This is a genomic window from Microbacterium sp. PI-1 (assembly GCF_004337555.1).
GTDB classification, from domain to species: Bacteria; Actinomycetota; Actinomycetes; order Actinomycetales; family Microbacteriaceae; genus Microbacterium; species Microbacterium aurugineum.
The window spans coordinates 94,074-108,050 of sequence record NZ_SJYZ01000004.1; the positions used below are offsets into that span (position 1 = coordinate 94,074).

A 13,977-nucleotide genomic window follows, 5' to 3' on the forward strand; every position below is an offset into this window, starting at 1 on the left:
CGGTGGGTCTTGACCTTCTGCTCGCCAGCGCGACTCCCAGCCCCGAACCTGCGGCGGGGGGATTCGACCTGCTCGGCACCATCCTCTGGCCGCTGAAGTGGGTCGTCGAGCTGATCCTCGTCGCCTGGCATTGGCTTCTGACCACCGTCGGTCTTCCGTCCGCATCGGGTCTGACCTGGGTACTGTCCATCGTCGGCCTCGTCGTCGTCGTCCGTGCTGCGCTGATCCCGCTCTTCGTGAAGCAGATCAAGAGCCAGCGAAAGATGATGGAAATCGCTCCTGAACTGCGGAAAGTTCAGGAGAAGTACAAGGGCAAGAAGGACCAGCTCTCTCGTGAGGCCATGAGCCGCGAGACGATGGCGCTCTACAAGAAGCACGGCACGACGCCGATGTCGAGCTGTCTGCCCCTTCTCGTGCAGATGCCGATCTTCTTCTCGCTGTACAGCGTGCTGAGCGATGTCAAGAAGCATGCGGAGCAAAGCCTCGGCGGTGTGGGATTGCTCAACCCCGAGCTCACCAAGGAGTTCTACGACGCCAAGCTCTTCGGGGTCGCGTCCCTGCACGAGACCCTCGGCGACGCGGTCGACGCCAACAACACCACGGCGATCATCATCCTGGTCACGCTCGTCGTGCTCATGATCGCCTCGCAGTTTTTCACGCAGTTGCAGATCATCTCGAAGAACCTGTCGCCGGAGGCCAAGACCGGCCAGGCGTACCAGATGCAGAAGATCATGCTCTACGTGCTGCCGCTGGGATTCATCTTCTCCGGTGTGTTCTTCCCGCTCGGCGTGGTCGTGTACTGGTTCATCTCCAACCTCTGGACCATGGGACAGCAGTTCCTCGTCATCCGAGAGATGCCGACTCCCGGCTCGGAAGCCGCCAAGGCCCGTGAGGAGCGACTCGCTCGCAAGGGCAAGGCGATCGATTCCTCCGGCAAGGTCGTCCCGATGGCTGCGTACGAGGCCGAGCAGCAGCGTCTGCTCGAGGAGGCGGAGAAGGCGAAGGCTCAGGCGCCCAAGCGTCAGCAGCCCGTGGGCAAGAAGCGTGCGAAGAAGAAGGGGAACGGTTCATGAGTGAAACCATGACCGAGAGCTCCGAGCCCACCGTGGCTCAGCTCGAGAACGAAGGCGACGTCGCCGCGGACTACCTCGAGGAACTCCTCGACATCGCGGATATCGACGGTGACCTGAACCTCGACGTGCGTCAGGGGCGCGCGTATGTATCGGTGGAGGCGGAGGGCGATGGCCTCGCTCTTCTCTCTGCCCCGGACACGGTGCAGGCGCTTCAGGAGCTCACCCGCCTCGCGGTGCAGAGCAAGACGGGGTCATTCTCCCGCTTGATCCTCGACATCGCCGGCTCGCGTGACACGCGCCGTCGGCAGCTCGAGACACTGGTCGATGCAGCGGCCGCGAAGCTCGATGAAGGCTCCTCGCAGGCTTCGCTGCCGTCGATGTCGAGCTATGAGCGCAAGCTGGTGCACGATATCGCGGCCGAGCGTGGCCTGGTGTCGGAGTCGTACGGTGAGGGCGCTGACCGCCACACGGTCCTTCGTCGTCGTTGATGTTTCACGTGAAACATCGTCCGGGAACTGCAGATGACTGAGATCGAAGGCGAGCCTGCGGTCGCCGCGGAACTCTTCGGGGACCGCATCGATCTCGCTCGAGCGTTCACGGCTTCGCTCGCACGTGAGGGTGAGGAGCGGGGTCTGATCGGACCGCTCGAGCTTCCGCGTCTGTGGACGCGGCACATCCTCAACAGTGTGATCGCTGCTCCGCTCTTCCACGGTTCGGTCGCTGACATCGGATCCGGGGCCGGCCTCCCGGGCATTGTGCTCGCGATCGCGCGTCCTGATGTGAAGTGGACTCTCATCGAACCGATGGAGCGTCGAGTCACGTGGCTCACCGAGCAGGTGGAGGCGCTGGGACTGACCAATGTCGTGGTGCAGCGTGCGCGTGCCGAGGATGTTCATCCTGCCGAGGGTTTCGATGTCGTCACGGCGAGGGCCGTCAGTGCCTTGCGTACGCTCATCCCTCTCACTGCCCCACTCGTGCGCGACGGTGGGGAGCTTGCGTTGCTCAAGGGAATGAACGCCGCGAACGAGATCGACGCTGCCCAGAAGCCGATCAAGAAGTTCCGTCTGTCGGACGTGCGAGTGGAAGTGCTGGGGGAGGGTGTTCTCACCGAGACGACCCGCGTGGTTCGCGCCCGCGTTCGGTAGTTCCTCCTGACATCAAGGCGGGGTGTTTCACGTGAAACACCCCGCCTTTGTCTGCGGTGGAGTTCGCCGGCACGAAGCCTTGGGGCTGCTGGTGTCGGTGGAGGCTCTCTCGGATAGAGCACCGATCGGCGCTTGAGGAATCGGCGTCGACGTGGCGTCGCGGAGGACGATGTGGGTATCGCGTTCAGCTGTCGGTGTGGACCCCGCGAGGCGTTTCACGCAGTGCATCGTCGCCACGCTCCGATCTCGATGCGTTCGAGCCGCTGGGGCGTCACCGTCGGAGTGCTTGCTTTCCAACGATGTTTCACGTGAAACGGAGACGCCCGTCCCTCGGACCGGGGTGCTGTGGTGTCGGCGCCCGTATGGGGGAGGGAATGGGAACGGAACGTGACGTCTCCGTACGGGCGTGGTCTGAACTAGGTAGTCGAAGACTGCGGCGATTCTTGCGAGGAGTCGTCGGTGCTCAGCTCCATAGAGCGGTGCTGGCCGTTGATGTTTCACGTGAAACGGCTCCTGGTAGATCGGCTCCATATTCTCGGTATCGCCGCACGGTAGGAGATCGTGCCGGCGCACATCGCTTCGTTACTCGCCTCGCTGTGGTGGGGGGTGTCTGATCCGAATTGAGCGGTCGGTCGGGGGACTCACCCCGTCATGCACTCATTGGCTTCTGCCGCATGACGACCCAAGTCTTCTTGTAGGTTTCCGTTGTCCCCGTGTGCGGTGTCCCCGGCTGGCGGAACCATGTTTCACGTGAAACGGTGCCTTACGGAGCTGAGTGCGTTTCCTTGCGGCTGGTCGGAAGTAGGGGTATCCCGCCCGCTGCATGTTGGGGCTGCGTTTCCGTGCAGCTCGGGAAGGCGTTTCGGGTATCCGCGTTCGTCGTGTGCGATCCCCGGGTCGCATCGGTGCGCACGCGGTGACGCGTGCACCGAGAATCCTCGTCGCGGGCAGGCCTCCGGCTTCCCGCCGGCGGGCGTCTTCTTCTGCCTTGCTCCGAACAACGTTTCACGTGAAACATCCACTGGTGCGACTGTCCGAATCCTGACGCTGCCGGCGCGCTCGGGCGAGAGGGGGCGAGAAGACGGAGTTCGATCGGACATAGACGGGAACTGGTCGGGTGACGGTCAGTGCGCGAAAAGCGGGTGAAGCTGAGGATCATCGCGGAGATTGCCCTTGGGGAGGGCACTCGTATGGATATGTCGACGCGCGATGTTTCACGTGAAACGACCGTCGTCACGTTCTCCGAAGAGCCGTGACGAGTGCGGGAGAGCCTCGTCGTCATCCAACGTCGCCCCGTGCGATTAGAGTGGAACGCGGCCCCGAAAGGAGTGGATGTTTCACGTGAAACAGTCCGAGAAGACATCGGCGAACGAATCGTTCGGGATGGACACACCGCTCGCGCGGGAACTCGCCGACCTCTCTGCCCGGAGGCGCGCGCTTGAGGCAGCGAAGGTGGAGTTCACGGGGGATACCCGAGTTCTGACCGTCTCCAACCAGAAGGGCGGCGTCGGCAAGACCACGTCGGCAGTGAACATCGCCTCGGCGCTTGCTGGCCTGGGGGCGAAGGTGCTCGTCATCGACCTCGACCCGCAGGGAAACGCCTCCACGGCCCTGGGAGTTCCCCATAGCGCGGACACCCCTAGTGTCTATGACGTCCTGATCGACGAGTTCCCTCTCGCGGAGATCGTGCAGCCGAGCCCGGAAGACCCCAACCTCTTCTGCGCACCCAGCACCATCCACTTGGCGGGCGCGGAGATCGAGTTGGTCGCCCAGGTGGCGAGGGAGCACCGCCTTCGTCGAGCACTGGAGGACTACCTCGTCGAGAACGCGATGGATTTCGTCATCATCGACTGCCCTCCTTCGCTCGGACTGCTCACCATCAATGCGTTCACGGCCGCATCCGAGGTCTTCATCCCGATCCAATGCGAGTACTACGCGCTGGAGGGTCTGAGCCAGCTCCTCGGGAGCATCCAGATGATCCAGAAGCACCTGAACCCGGCTCTTCACCTCTCGACGATCCTGCTGACCATGTTCGACGGACGGACGCGCCTCGCGCAGCAGGTCGCGGAAGAAGTGCGCACACACTTCCCGGATCAGGTGCTGGAGACGGTGATCCCTCGGTCCGTCCGAGTATCGGAGGCCCCGAGTTTCGGCCAGACGGTGATCGCCTACGATGGGCAGTCCGCCGGCGCGATCGCCTACCGCGAGGCTGCCGTCGAGATCGCGTCGCGCATCGCGACGCAGAGCAAGGAGAAATGATGGCGAAGCGCACAGGGCTGGGTCGGGGAATCGGGGCGCTGATCCCCACCGCAGATCAGGCGGAGCGTCCCGTCGACGTCTTCTTCCCCGGATCCAGTCTGCGACCGGCGGAGACGGAGGCGACGATCGGTCCGGATTCCGAGACTCCTGAGCTCGAAGAGGTGCCCGGAATCCACCTGATCCAGGTGGATCCGAACTCGATCGTCGCGAACCCCCGACAGCCGCGTACGCATTTCGATGCCGATGACCTGGCGGAACTCGTGCACAGCGTCCGCGAGTTCGGTGTGCTGCAGCCCGTGGTCGTCCGCAAGAACGCGACAGGCGACTACGAGCTCATCATGGGGGAGCGGCGTACCCGTGCCGCACGTGAGGCCGGTCTCGACGTCATCCCCGCGATCGTCCGCGACACCGCCGATGAAGACCTTTTGCGCGACGCCCTCCTGGAGAACCTGCACCGCTCCGAGCTGAATCCGCTGGAAGAAGCGTCGGCATACCAGCAACTGCTCGATGACTTCGGCATCACCCAGGAAGAGCTCGCCACACGGATCGGTCGCTCGCGTCCGCAGATCAGCAACACCATCCGTCTGCTCAAGCTGCCGGTCCCCGTGCAGCAGCGGGTCGCAGCCGGAGTGCTCACGGCTGGACACGCCCGCGCGATCCTCAGCCTCGAGACTCCGGAGTCGATGCAGCGCCTCGCCGATAAGGTCGTGAACGAAGATCTTTCGGTGCGCGCGACGGAGGAGGCGGCGAAGGCGCAGCCGGCCGCCGGCAAGTCGGCGAAGGCGACCCCGGGGGCGCGCCGCGCGTATCTCGACGAGGTGGCCGGCAAACTCGGCGACCGACTGAACACACGGGTCAAGATCGCCCTCGGCGCTCGTAAAGGCCAGGTCACGATTGATTTCGCTTCCATCCAGGACCTCAATCGGATCCTCGAGGAGCTCGGCGAAAGCGGCTACGGCTCGGCGCGATGACATCCCCGGGGCCGTTTCGGTCCCTTAGACTCGCGTCATCTCGACGACGAGGGGGGAATGTCATGTCCGTAGCAGAGGGTCCCGCAACCGTCCAACGCCGCGTGATCGCGGTCAGTATCGCCGCGGCGTTGGGCGGATTCCTGTTCGGTTTCGATACCGCGGTGATCAACGGCGCCGTCGACGCGCTCGCGGGTGACGTCTCGGGATTCGATCTCGGAACGGCTCTCAAGGGCTTCGCGGTGTCGTCGGCGTTGATCGGCTGTGCGGTCGGTGCATGGTTCGCCGGACCGGTGTCCAACAAGTACGGACGCATCCCGGTGATGGTGGGCGCTGCGACGCTGTTCTTCGTCTCCGCGATCGGTTCCGGGCTCGCGTTCAGTGTCGTCGACCTGATCGTCTGGCGTGTGATCGGCGGACTCGGGGTGGGTGCGGCGTCCGTCATCGCCCCGGCCTACATCGCCGAGGTATCGCCGGCCGCGATACGTGGTCGTCTGGGTTCACTGCAGCAACTCGCGATCGTGACCGGTATCTTCGCCGCGCTGCTCTCCGATGCTCTGCTCGCGGGCCTCGCCGGTGCCGCCGATCAGCCGCTGTGGGGACTCACCGCGTGGCGCTGGATGTTCATCGTCGAGGCCATCCCCGCGCTGGTCTACGGCATCATGTCGCTGCGTCTGCCGGAATCGCCGCGCTACCTGGTGCGCAAGGGCGAGTTGAAGCGTGCCGCAGAGGTGCTGGAGACCGTCACGGGGACGATCGACGTCGATGCGAAGATCACGGAGATCACCGGCACGATCGACACCGAACGCTCGGAGTCGCTGCGCGACCTGCGCGGAAGCCGACTCGGCCTCAAGCCGATCGTCTGGGTGGGGATCCTGCTCTCGGTGTTCCAGCAGTTCGTAGGCATCAACGTGATCTTCTACTACTCGACCACCCTGTGGCAGTCGGTCGGGTTCGACGAATCCAGCGCATTGCTCACGTCGGTGATCACGTCGGTGACGAACATCGTGGTGACCATCGTCGCCATCCTGCTCGTCGACAGGGTCGGCCGGCGCATCATGCTGCTCGTCGGCTCGGTCGGTATGACGGTGACGCTGGGACTCATGGCGCTCGCGTTCTCGTTCGGCACACTCGATGCGCAGGGGACGGCGACCCTTCCTGACCCCTGGGCGACCATCGCCTTGATCTGCGCGAACGGCTTCGTGGTCTTCTTCGGCGCGAGCTGGGGGCCGTTGGTGTGGGTCCTCCTCGGCGAGATCTTCCCCAATTCGATCCGCGCGGGAGCTCTCGCCGTCGCCGCCGCGGCCCAGTGGGTGGCCAACTTCTTCATCTCGACGACGTTCCCCGCGTTTGCGGAGATCGGCCTCACGTTCGCCTACGGGTTCTATGCGTTCTTCGCTCTCCTCTCGTTCTTCTTCGTGTTCTTCAAGGTGCCGGAGACGAAGGGCAAGGAGCTCGAGGAGATGAGCGATGAACTGGCCGTACGGCGCCGGAAGGTCGTACGGGAGACGTAGGCTTGACGCATGTCCGAGTCCGTACAGCGCCGCGCCAGCCTGGAAGTGCTGCGCGCCGAAGCGGCTGACGAACTCGCGGTGCTCATCCAGGAACGTCTTCTCGGTGGCGAAGACCCCTGGGAGTTCATGGAAGACCTGCCGAGCATCGACGAGCTCGTCGTGTACCTCCTCCGGGCCGACAACATCAACGCGAACGACGGCGTGCGACCCAATGCCGCCCGGCACTATCGAGTGCTGCGACAGATCGCCCTGGAGTACCCCGAGCTGACCTCTGCCGTGTGGGGCCTGCTGGACGAGACCCAGCGCCACCGTCGCTGGGACCCCACCGTCGCCGACGCTTCCTGAGCGCGCGCGTGGTCACGGGCGGGCCTTGCCTTTTCGGATTCTGCACATAATATTCATCGCCTGTGCCAGACTGGTAAAAAGATAACCGCTCGTCGACACGGGGGAGTTCCTCATGGCACAACGCACGCGTATCGGAGCCGAGCGTGCGAGCAGCGAGCCGCAACTCCTCGCCGGGTCGCGCATCGGCCTCCTCACGAACTTCACGGGAACGATGCCTGACCTCTCCCGCAACATAGACGCCCTCCAGAGTGCTGGTGTCCCCCTCCAGCATCTGTTCGGTCCTGAACACGGTCTGGACGGCTCCGTCCAAGCGGGGGAGAGCACATCCATCGAGCGAGACGCACGCTCAGGGCTTCCCTTCAGCGACACCTATCTGGCCGAGGGAGACCGTCTCGACGAGATGATCCTCGAGTCCGGCGTCGATGCGCTCGTCTTCGACATGCAGGACATCGGGGTGCGCTTCTACACCTACATCTGGACCATGTACGACGCCATGCGCAGTGCGGCGCGCCTCGGGCTCCCCTTCACCGTCCTCGACCGCCCCAATCCCCTCGGCGGTGCGGTGCTCAGCGGCCCCGGTGTGAGCGAATCCCGGTTCACGAGTTTCGTCGGACGCAGCGACATCCACCAGCGACACGGCCTGACAGCAGGCGAGCTCGCACGTCTGTTCGCGGTCCGAGACCTCGCGGAGGAGGGGTTGAGCATCGACCTGCGCGTGATCACTCTGGAGAACTGGAACCCCGCCGCCGACTGGACGGAGACGGGTTTGGCCTGGGTACCGCCGTCGCCGAACATCCCCACGCTCGATTCCGTCTATGCCTTCGCCGGCACGGGACTGGTGGAGGGGACGACCCTGAGCGAAGGACGCGGAACGACGCGCCCCTTCGAGACGATCGGGGCGCCCTTCCTCCCCGCCGAGTTCGCAGCAGCGCTTCGAGAACGGGACCTCCCCGGCGTGCAGATCCGGGAGATCGCGTTCCAGCCCGTGTTCCACAAGCACGCAGGTGAAACCGCGCGCGGCATTCAGCTGCACATCTCCGACTACCGCACCTATGACCCTGTGGGGACTGCACTCGCGATTCTCCAGTGCGCCCGGGCCGCCGCTCCAGAACACGTGCGCAGCCTGAATGCCGGCGAACGACTGGACCCCGGAGACGTCGGCTATGCGCTAGACCGACTCTGGGGCTCGTCCTCGCTTCGCGAGGCGATCAACGGGGAGCGCGCGTTCGACCGTCTCCACAGCGCGCCCCAACGCGTCGACGAGTTCTACGGTGACGACGTGCTGCTCTATCCGCGCTGAGGGTCGCCATCCAGAGGATCCGAAGCCTTGTCGGGGGACAGGAAGGCGAAGAACTCCCTCCGTACGCCGGTGACGTCCGCGTCCTCCCGCGTGGGATGCACACGGTTGAGGAGCAGCACGCCGAAGTCCCCCGTGTGCGGATTCACGGCGAATGCCGTCCCAGTGAATCCGGTATGACCGACCGCTTCGCCGTCACCCATCCACGACCGCTGGCGCACACGCAATCCCAGCGCCTGCTCGAACCCGTCGGCCCGGACCGCGGGAACCGTGAGCATCCGGGCGGACGCGGCGGAGAGCACACGTCGGCGCGGGCCGCCGCCGTCGTCACGGATCATGCGCGCCAGCGCGGCGACATCGTGCACGGTGCCGAACAGCCCGGCGTGCCCCGCGGGCCGACCAAGCGCTGAAGCGACCTCATCGTGCACCTCGGCGCGGACGAGACCACGGTGCGGCTGGATCTCGGTGGCGACACTATGGCGAGGATCCGGACTCCACGTGAGAGTGTCGGCGCCGAGCAGCGCCGCGACTTCGGCGATGAGCTGTGCGAGCGGGCGGCCCGATACACGTTCGAGAAGCGTGCCGACGGCGATGAATCCCACGTCCGAGTATCGGTGTTCGGTACCAGGTCCGCTCACGAGATCTGCTGCCACGACCGCACGCTGGAGCGCTGCGCCACGCAGTCCCGAGCGCCACATCCCGCCTTCCGCAGGTAGTCCGGAGGTGTGCAGGAGCAGCTGTCGGAGCGTGATCGCTCCGGAGCCCGGACCGGAACCGATCGACAGCACAGCGGCGCACGGCTCGTCGAGCGCGATGAGCCCGGCATCGACCAGACGCAATGCGGCGACAGAGGTGAACACCTTGGTGACCGAGGCGAGGTCGAACAGGCTCTCCTCGCTGACGGGCGTCGGATCGTCGGCGGACAGCGTGCCGAGCAGCTCGAGCGTATCGACGCCCGCCATGCTCCGCAGTGCGGCCCAGGCGGAACCCGGGGCACCGTTCACCATCGAGGGATCACTTGCTCATGCCCGAAGTGAGACCGCTGATGATCTGCTTCGTGGCCAGCAAGAACAGCACCACCAGCGGGATCGTCGCGATCGTCAGGCCGGCGAAGAGCTGCGGCCAGTCCGTCGAGTACTCGCCGAAGAATCGTGTGAGCCCCACGGGCAGGGTGTACGAGTCGCGGTCGCGCAGAAGGATCAGCGGGTAGAAGAAGTCGTTCCACACCGGCACGAAGCGGAACACGATGACCGTGGCGAGAGCGGGCCGGACGAGCGGAAGCAGAATCTGCACAAAGGTCCGGAATGGACCCGCACCGTCGATACGAGCCGCTTCCTCGAGCTCGATCGGCAGCGCGCGGAAGAACACCGTGAGGACGAACGTCGTGAACGGGATGCCGAGAGCTCCGTAGACCAGGATCAGGCTGAAGACGTTGCTGGTCATCCTGAGTGAATCGAGGAGGTAGAACAGCGGCAGGATCGCGAGGTGTACCGGAAGCATCAGACCCGACAGGAACACCGCCTCGATGCCTCGGAAGAACTTCGCGCGGGCTCGCGCGAACGCGTAGGCCGCGAGCACGGAGACGACGGTGGTCACGATGACAGAGCCCACGGTGACGGTGATCGAGTTGACGAAGTAGGTGTCGAAGGACGCCGTGATCCACGCGCTCTGGAAACTCGTGAACGTCGGAGGAACCGGGAGTCCGAGCGGCTCGGTCGCGATCTGCTGCTGTGTGCGCAGCGAGTTGTTGACCATCAGCAGCAGCGGACCAATGGCGATCAGCGCATAGCCCCACAGGAAGACGTTCGCGAACAGTCTCCCGATGAAAGGGGTGTCGGAGGTGCGTTGCGACCGACGGCGTGGAGCTGTGGGACGGCCGGAGACGATCGCCTCGGTGGTGGGCTCGGGGCGGGTATCGAGGACAGTGCTCATCAGAACAGCTTTCGTTCGGCGCGACGCATGGTCGAGGTGATCACGACCGAGATGACCATGATGAAGATGAACAGGACGGTGGCGAGCGCGGAGGAGACGCCGATCGAGTTCGGATTCCCCGACTCGAAGGCCGTGCGGTAGAAGAGCAGCATCATCACATCGGTGGATCCCGCCGGCGCGCCATTCGATCCGGCCAGGGCGAACGGGATCGCCATCGCTTCCATGCTCCCGATGAAGGTGAGCACGGTGATGATGCCGATCGTCGGAGTCAGCATCGGCAAGGTGATGTAGCGGAAGCGCTTGCCGGCGGTGGCGCCGTCGAGAGACGCCGCCTCTTCGATCTCCTCCGGAATGCCGCCCAGCGCTGCACCGTAGAGCAGGATCGGGAAACCGATCCACTGCCAGGCGCTCACGAGCACGATGACCCAGATCGCCAGTTGGGGATCACCGAGCCACGGCAGGGCGAGGCTTTCGAGTCCCACGCCCCGGAGGATGGCGTTCACCGGCCCGAACAGTGGCGACAGCATGAGCGACCACAGGTAGCCGATGACCATGGGGCTGACCAGGTAGGGCAGAGCGAAGATCGTCTGGAAGAACCGCTTGGTGCGTTTGCGCCGGTGCAGCAGCGTCGCGATGCCGAGGCCAAGGGAGTTCTGGAACACGAGGGCACCGCCGAACAGCAGCAGATTGTGGCCGAACGCGTTCCACAGCTCAGAAGCGTAGGGCTCCGTCGTGAGGAGCGTGATGTAGTTGCCGACTCCCGCGAAGCCGCCCTGCCGGGTTCCCTGCCAGTCGAAGAAGGAGTAGCTGAGGGCGGCGAGCATCGGATACAGGATCAGCACCGCGAACAACACGGCGGCAGGGAGTACGAACAGCGCCGCGGTGGGAGTGGTCAGTGCGATGCCCGTGCGGGGGCGGCGCGTAGTCTTCCGGCGCCGGAGGGAGAGGGTCAGAGCCATGGGAGTGTCCTTCGCTCTGTGGTGGGGGTGCCGGAGTGGCACCCCCACCACGTGGGGATCAGGAAGCGGGCGTGAACCAGGTGGAGACGCCGGACTGCAGGTCACTACCGAGCTGCTCGGGCGTCTTCTCTCCGAGGAACATCGCCTGGATGTCCGGTCCGAGCACCGCCGTTCCGGTGGGGTCGCCGTAGCGGAAGTCGACGAGGAGCAGGTACGGGGCCGGGTTGGCCGTGTACTGCTCGTTCATCTCCTGCATGAGCGGGTCGGAGTAGGTGACCCCCGGAAGCGCCGAGAACTGGTCGACCTCGTCGGCGACGAGCTGACCGAACTCCTCGGTGGTCATCCAGTTGAGCAACTCCGTCGCCGCCTCCTGGTTGTCGCTGGAGGCGTTGATCCCGAAGCTTCCGTCCGCGTAGCCGGGCGTCACGGCGTGATCGAGCGCGCTGTCCGGTGCCGGCGGGACTTCGTAGACGCCCCACTCGGTGTCGGGCGCCGAGTTCTGGAAGGTCGGCAGGTCGAAGGAACCACCGGGCCACTGCGCCGCCTGACCCGAGGTGAACTGCAGCACCGCATCGGCGACCGCGATCGCGTTGACATTCTTGTCGAGGTACTTCTGCATGTCCTTGACGATCTGCAGCGAAGACACGTAGGCGGGGTCGGTGAAGTCGGCCTCTCCGCTGAGCACCTTCTCCTCGAAGTCCGCTCCGCCGTAGCGGGCAGAGCCGACGATGTCGTGGAACATCGGCAGCACCCAGTCCTCCCGGGCTCCGAGAGCCATAGGGGTGATGCCCTCGTCGAGGAGCGTCTCCTGAAGGTCGATGAACTCGTCCCAGTCGGTCGGCTCCTCGAGACCCTTCTCGTCGAACAGTGTCTTGTTGTAGAACATCTGCATCGTCTGGTACGCGAAGGGGACGCCGTAGGTCTTTCCGTCGTCCTTGCCCTGGGCGGCGCGCAGGACCGTCGGATCGAACTGATCCAGCCCGTCGACGATGTCGTCGATGGGCACGATCTGCTCGGACTGGATCGCGGGCTGCACACCGCCGTAGGCGCGGAGCATGGCGATGTCGGGACCGTCGCGGCCTTCGAGACCGGTGGCCAGGATCTGGTTGTACTCGGTGGGCTGGAAGCCTTCGAACTCCACCGTCACTCCAGGGTGCGACTTCTCGTAGACGTCGAACACGGCCTCCCACTTGGGAGAGGACGATGCCTGCCAGGACCAGATCTTGAGCGTGACATCTTCGCCCCCGCCGTCCGCGCCGGAGGATGCCGGAGCACAGCCGGCCACGGCGAGGCCCGAGGCGAGAACGGCGGCGGTGAGCGCATAGCGCGTCGATTTGTGTCGCATGAGGTTCCTCTCGAATGGTGTGAGAGCCGCTCGCGATGGCGACTCCCCCTGCTGGGAACAGAGGAGACCCGGATGTGCCCGTGTGGCGGGGGCGCGGTGGACACCTCTGTCGTTCGGCGGATCGTGCACAAGCCCGACGCGCACTAGCCACTCTGGACAATAATTTTCACAAGCGCAAGCATCGTCGAAAAAATGTTTTCAACACGAAACAGTCCTGACATCATGAGGGGATGCCGAACAGCGTCGTGACAGCCATCCACCAGCGACGATCGGGCCTGACAGCGACGGAGGCCCGCATCAGCGATCACGTCCTTGCCCACCCTCAGTCGGTCGTCGATGCCTCCATCACCCAGCTCGCCGTCGCGTGCGGCACGTCTCCGGCGAGCATCGCGCGATTCGCGCAGCGCATCGGATTCGTCGGCTACCCGGAGTTGCGGCTCGCGCTCGCCGGGGAACTGACCCGCAGCGCTTCGGATCGCGAGCGCTTTCGCGTCTCGGGAGCGGATGTCGACCGCGACGATGATGCGACGACGACGGTGCGCAAAGTCGCGTTCTCCGAGGCTGCGGCGATCGAGCAGACGGCCCGACAGATCGACGTCGAGGAACTGGAGCGCTGCGTCTCCGCGATCCGCGAGGCACGGCGGATCGACATCTACGGCGCGGCCTCCAGCGGGCTCGCCGCGATGGATCTCGAACAGAAGCTGCATCGAGGGGGATTCTGGGCGCAAGCGCGCACCGATCTCCACCTGGCGCTCACGGGCGCGGCTCTCCTGGACGATCGCGACGTCGCGATCGCCATCTCCCACTCGGGGCGCACGCTCGAGATCGTGCAGTCTGTGGAGACGGCGGCGCGTGCCGGTGCGCTCACGATCGCCATCACGAACAACCCCCGCTCGCCCCTCGCCCAGGCCTCCTCGCTGGTGTTGCTGACAGCGGTCTCGGAATCGACGTTCCGCTCCGGCGCGATGGCGAGTCGCATCGCCCAGCTCACGGTGCTCGACTTCTTGTTCACGCGGATCGTGCAGGCCGAGTACGACCGCATCGCTGACAACCTGCGGCTCACCTTCGATGCCGTGACCGAGCACCGCATCGACTGACACGGCCTGAGCGCGCAGAAAACGAGAAAGGGCCGCACCTCCC

At 65.0% G+C, this 13,977-nt stretch carries 13 protein-coding genes; 9 read left to right on the forward strand and 4 right to left on the reverse strand.

Going from position 1 to position 13,977, the window contains the following annotated elements:
- Nucleotides 1–2: 2 nt before the first annotated feature.
- The 8 genes from yidC (at nt 3) to E0W80_RS05730 (ending at nt 8,604) form a co-directional block, all read left to right on the forward strand.
- Nucleotides 3–1,073 (forward strand): membrane protein insertase YidC, encoded by a 1,071-nt coding sequence (yidC, locus tag E0W80_RS05695; RefSeq protein ID WP_047519766.1) that lies wholly within the window; start codon nt 3–5, stop codon nt 1,071–1,073.
- Nucleotides 1,070–1,561, forward strand: a complete 492-nt coding sequence (locus tag E0W80_RS05700) for a R3H domain-containing nucleic acid-binding protein (protein WP_131491652.1) — start codon at nt 1,070–1,072, stop codon at nt 1,559–1,561. The genes yidC and E0W80_RS05700 overlap by 4 nt, the downstream gene beginning before the upstream one ends.
- Nucleotides 1,562–1,594: 33 nt before the next feature.
- Nucleotides 1,595–2,218: a 16S rRNA (guanine(527)-N(7))-methyltransferase RsmG gene (rsmG, locus tag E0W80_RS05705; RefSeq protein WP_131491653.1), complete on the forward strand. Its 624-nt coding sequence runs from the start codon at nt 1,595–1,597 to the stop codon at nt 2,216–2,218.
- A 1,332-nt stretch (nt 2,219–3,550) separates the two neighbouring features.
- The gene (locus E0W80_RS05710) at nt 3,551–4,477 is read left to right on the forward strand and encodes a ParA family protein (RefSeq protein WP_131491654.1); all 927 of its coding nucleotides are present in this window, start codon (nt 3,551–3,553) and stop codon (nt 4,475–4,477) included.
- Nucleotides 4,477–5,448, forward strand: coding sequence for a ParB/RepB/Spo0J family partition protein (locus E0W80_RS05715; protein ID WP_131491655.1), 972 nt, complete (start codon nt 4,477–4,479; stop codon nt 5,446–5,448). The genes E0W80_RS05710 and E0W80_RS05715 overlap by 1 nt, the downstream gene beginning before the upstream one ends.
- Before the next feature lie 62 nt (nt 5,449–5,510).
- On the forward strand, nt 5,511–6,959 hold the full coding sequence (locus tag E0W80_RS05720; RefSeq protein WP_205802309.1) for a sugar porter family MFS transporter: 1,449 nt from the start codon (nt 5,511–5,513) through the stop codon (nt 6,957–6,959).
- A gap of 9 nt (nt 6,960–6,968) precedes the next feature.
- Nucleotides 6,969–7,304, forward strand: a complete 336-nt coding sequence (locus E0W80_RS05725) for a tryptophan synthase subunit alpha (RefSeq protein ID WP_131491656.1) — start codon at nt 6,969–6,971, stop codon at nt 7,302–7,304.
- A 112-nt stretch (nt 7,305–7,416) separates the two neighbouring features.
- On the forward strand, nt 7,417–8,604 hold the full coding sequence (locus E0W80_RS05730) for a DUF1343 domain-containing protein (RefSeq protein ID WP_131491657.1): 1,188 nt from the start codon (nt 7,417–7,419) through the stop codon (nt 8,602–8,604).
- Here the strand turns inward: E0W80_RS05730 and E0W80_RS05735 are convergent.
- From E0W80_RS05735 to E0W80_RS05750, 4 genes are read right to left on the reverse strand one after another with little or no spacing between them, the layout of a single operon-like run.
- Nucleotides 8,592–9,608, reverse strand: coding sequence for a serine hydrolase domain-containing protein (locus E0W80_RS05735; protein WP_131491658.1), 1,017 nt, complete (start codon nt 9,606–9,608; stop codon nt 8,592–8,594). The two genes, E0W80_RS05730 and E0W80_RS05735, sit on opposite strands and share 13 nt — an antisense overlap.
- Before the next feature lie 7 nt (nt 9,609–9,615).
- Nucleotides 9,616–10,533 (reverse strand): carbohydrate ABC transporter permease, encoded by a 918-nt coding sequence (locus E0W80_RS05740; RefSeq protein ID WP_047522327.1) that lies wholly within the window; start codon nt 10,531–10,533, stop codon nt 9,616–9,618.
- The gene (locus E0W80_RS05745) at nt 10,533–11,492 is read right to left on the reverse strand and encodes a sugar ABC transporter permease (RefSeq protein WP_047522325.1); all 960 of its coding nucleotides are present in this window, start codon (nt 11,490–11,492) and stop codon (nt 10,533–10,535) included. Before E0W80_RS05745 ends, E0W80_RS05740 begins: the two co-directional genes overlap by 1 nt.
- 58 nt (nt 11,493–11,550) lie before the next feature.
- Nucleotides 11,551–12,837, reverse strand: a complete 1,287-nt coding sequence (locus tag E0W80_RS05750; RefSeq protein ID WP_131491659.1) for an extracellular solute-binding protein — start codon at nt 12,835–12,837, stop codon at nt 11,551–11,553.
- 230 nt (nt 12,838–13,067) lie between these two features.
- On the opposite strand from E0W80_RS05750, the gene E0W80_RS05755 reads away from it, so the two are divergent.
- Entirely contained in the window at nt 13,068–13,934 is an 867-nt protein-coding gene (locus tag E0W80_RS05755) for a MurR/RpiR family transcriptional regulator (protein WP_047522321.1), read from the forward strand.
- The last annotated feature ends 43 nt before the right edge of the window (nt 13,935–13,977 follow it).

What these genes read in the sequence shown, in the direction of transcription:
- E0W80_RS05720 (WP_205802309.1), top strand. Translation starts at nt 5,511, where the DNA reads ATGTCCGTAGCAGAGGGTCCCGCAACCGTCCAACGCCGCGTGATCGCG.
- E0W80_RS05745 (WP_047522325.1), bottom strand. Translation starts at nt 11,492, where the DNA reads ATGGCTCTGACCCTCTCCCTCCGGCGCCGGAAGACTACGCGCCGCCCC.
- E0W80_RS05750 (WP_131491659.1), bottom strand. Translation starts at nt 12,837, where the DNA reads ATGCGACACAAATCGACGCGCTATGCGCTCACCGCCGCCGTTCTCGCC.
- E0W80_RS05710 (WP_131491654.1), top strand. Translation starts at nt 3,551, where the DNA reads ATGTTTCACGTGAAACAGTCCGAGAAGACATCGGCGAACGAATCGTTC.
- E0W80_RS05730 (WP_131491657.1), top strand. Translation starts at nt 7,417, where the DNA reads ATGGCACAACGCACGCGTATCGGAGCCGAGCGTGCGAGCAGCGAGCCG.
- E0W80_RS05700 (WP_131491652.1), top strand. Translation starts at nt 1,070, where the DNA reads ATGAGTGAAACCATGACCGAGAGCTCCGAGCCCACCGTGGCTCAGCTC.
- E0W80_RS05715 (WP_131491655.1), top strand. Translation starts at nt 4,477, where the DNA reads ATGGCGAAGCGCACAGGGCTGGGTCGGGGAATCGGGGCGCTGATCCCC.
- rsmG (WP_131491653.1), top strand. Translation starts at nt 1,595, where the DNA reads ATGACTGAGATCGAAGGCGAGCCTGCGGTCGCCGCGGAACTCTTCGGG.
- E0W80_RS05725 (WP_131491656.1), top strand. Translation starts at nt 6,969, where the DNA reads ATGTCCGAGTCCGTACAGCGCCGCGCCAGCCTGGAAGTGCTGCGCGCC.
- E0W80_RS05740 (WP_047522327.1), bottom strand. Translation starts at nt 10,533, where the DNA reads ATGAGCACTGTCCTCGATACCCGCCCCGAGCCCACCACCGAGGCGATC.
- E0W80_RS05755 (WP_047522321.1), top strand. Translation starts at nt 13,068, where the DNA reads ATGCCGAACAGCGTCGTGACAGCCATCCACCAGCGACGATCGGGCCTG.
- E0W80_RS05735 (WP_131491658.1), bottom strand. Translation starts at nt 9,608, where the DNA reads ATGGTGAACGGTGCCCCGGGTTCCGCCTGGGCCGCACTGCGGAGCATG.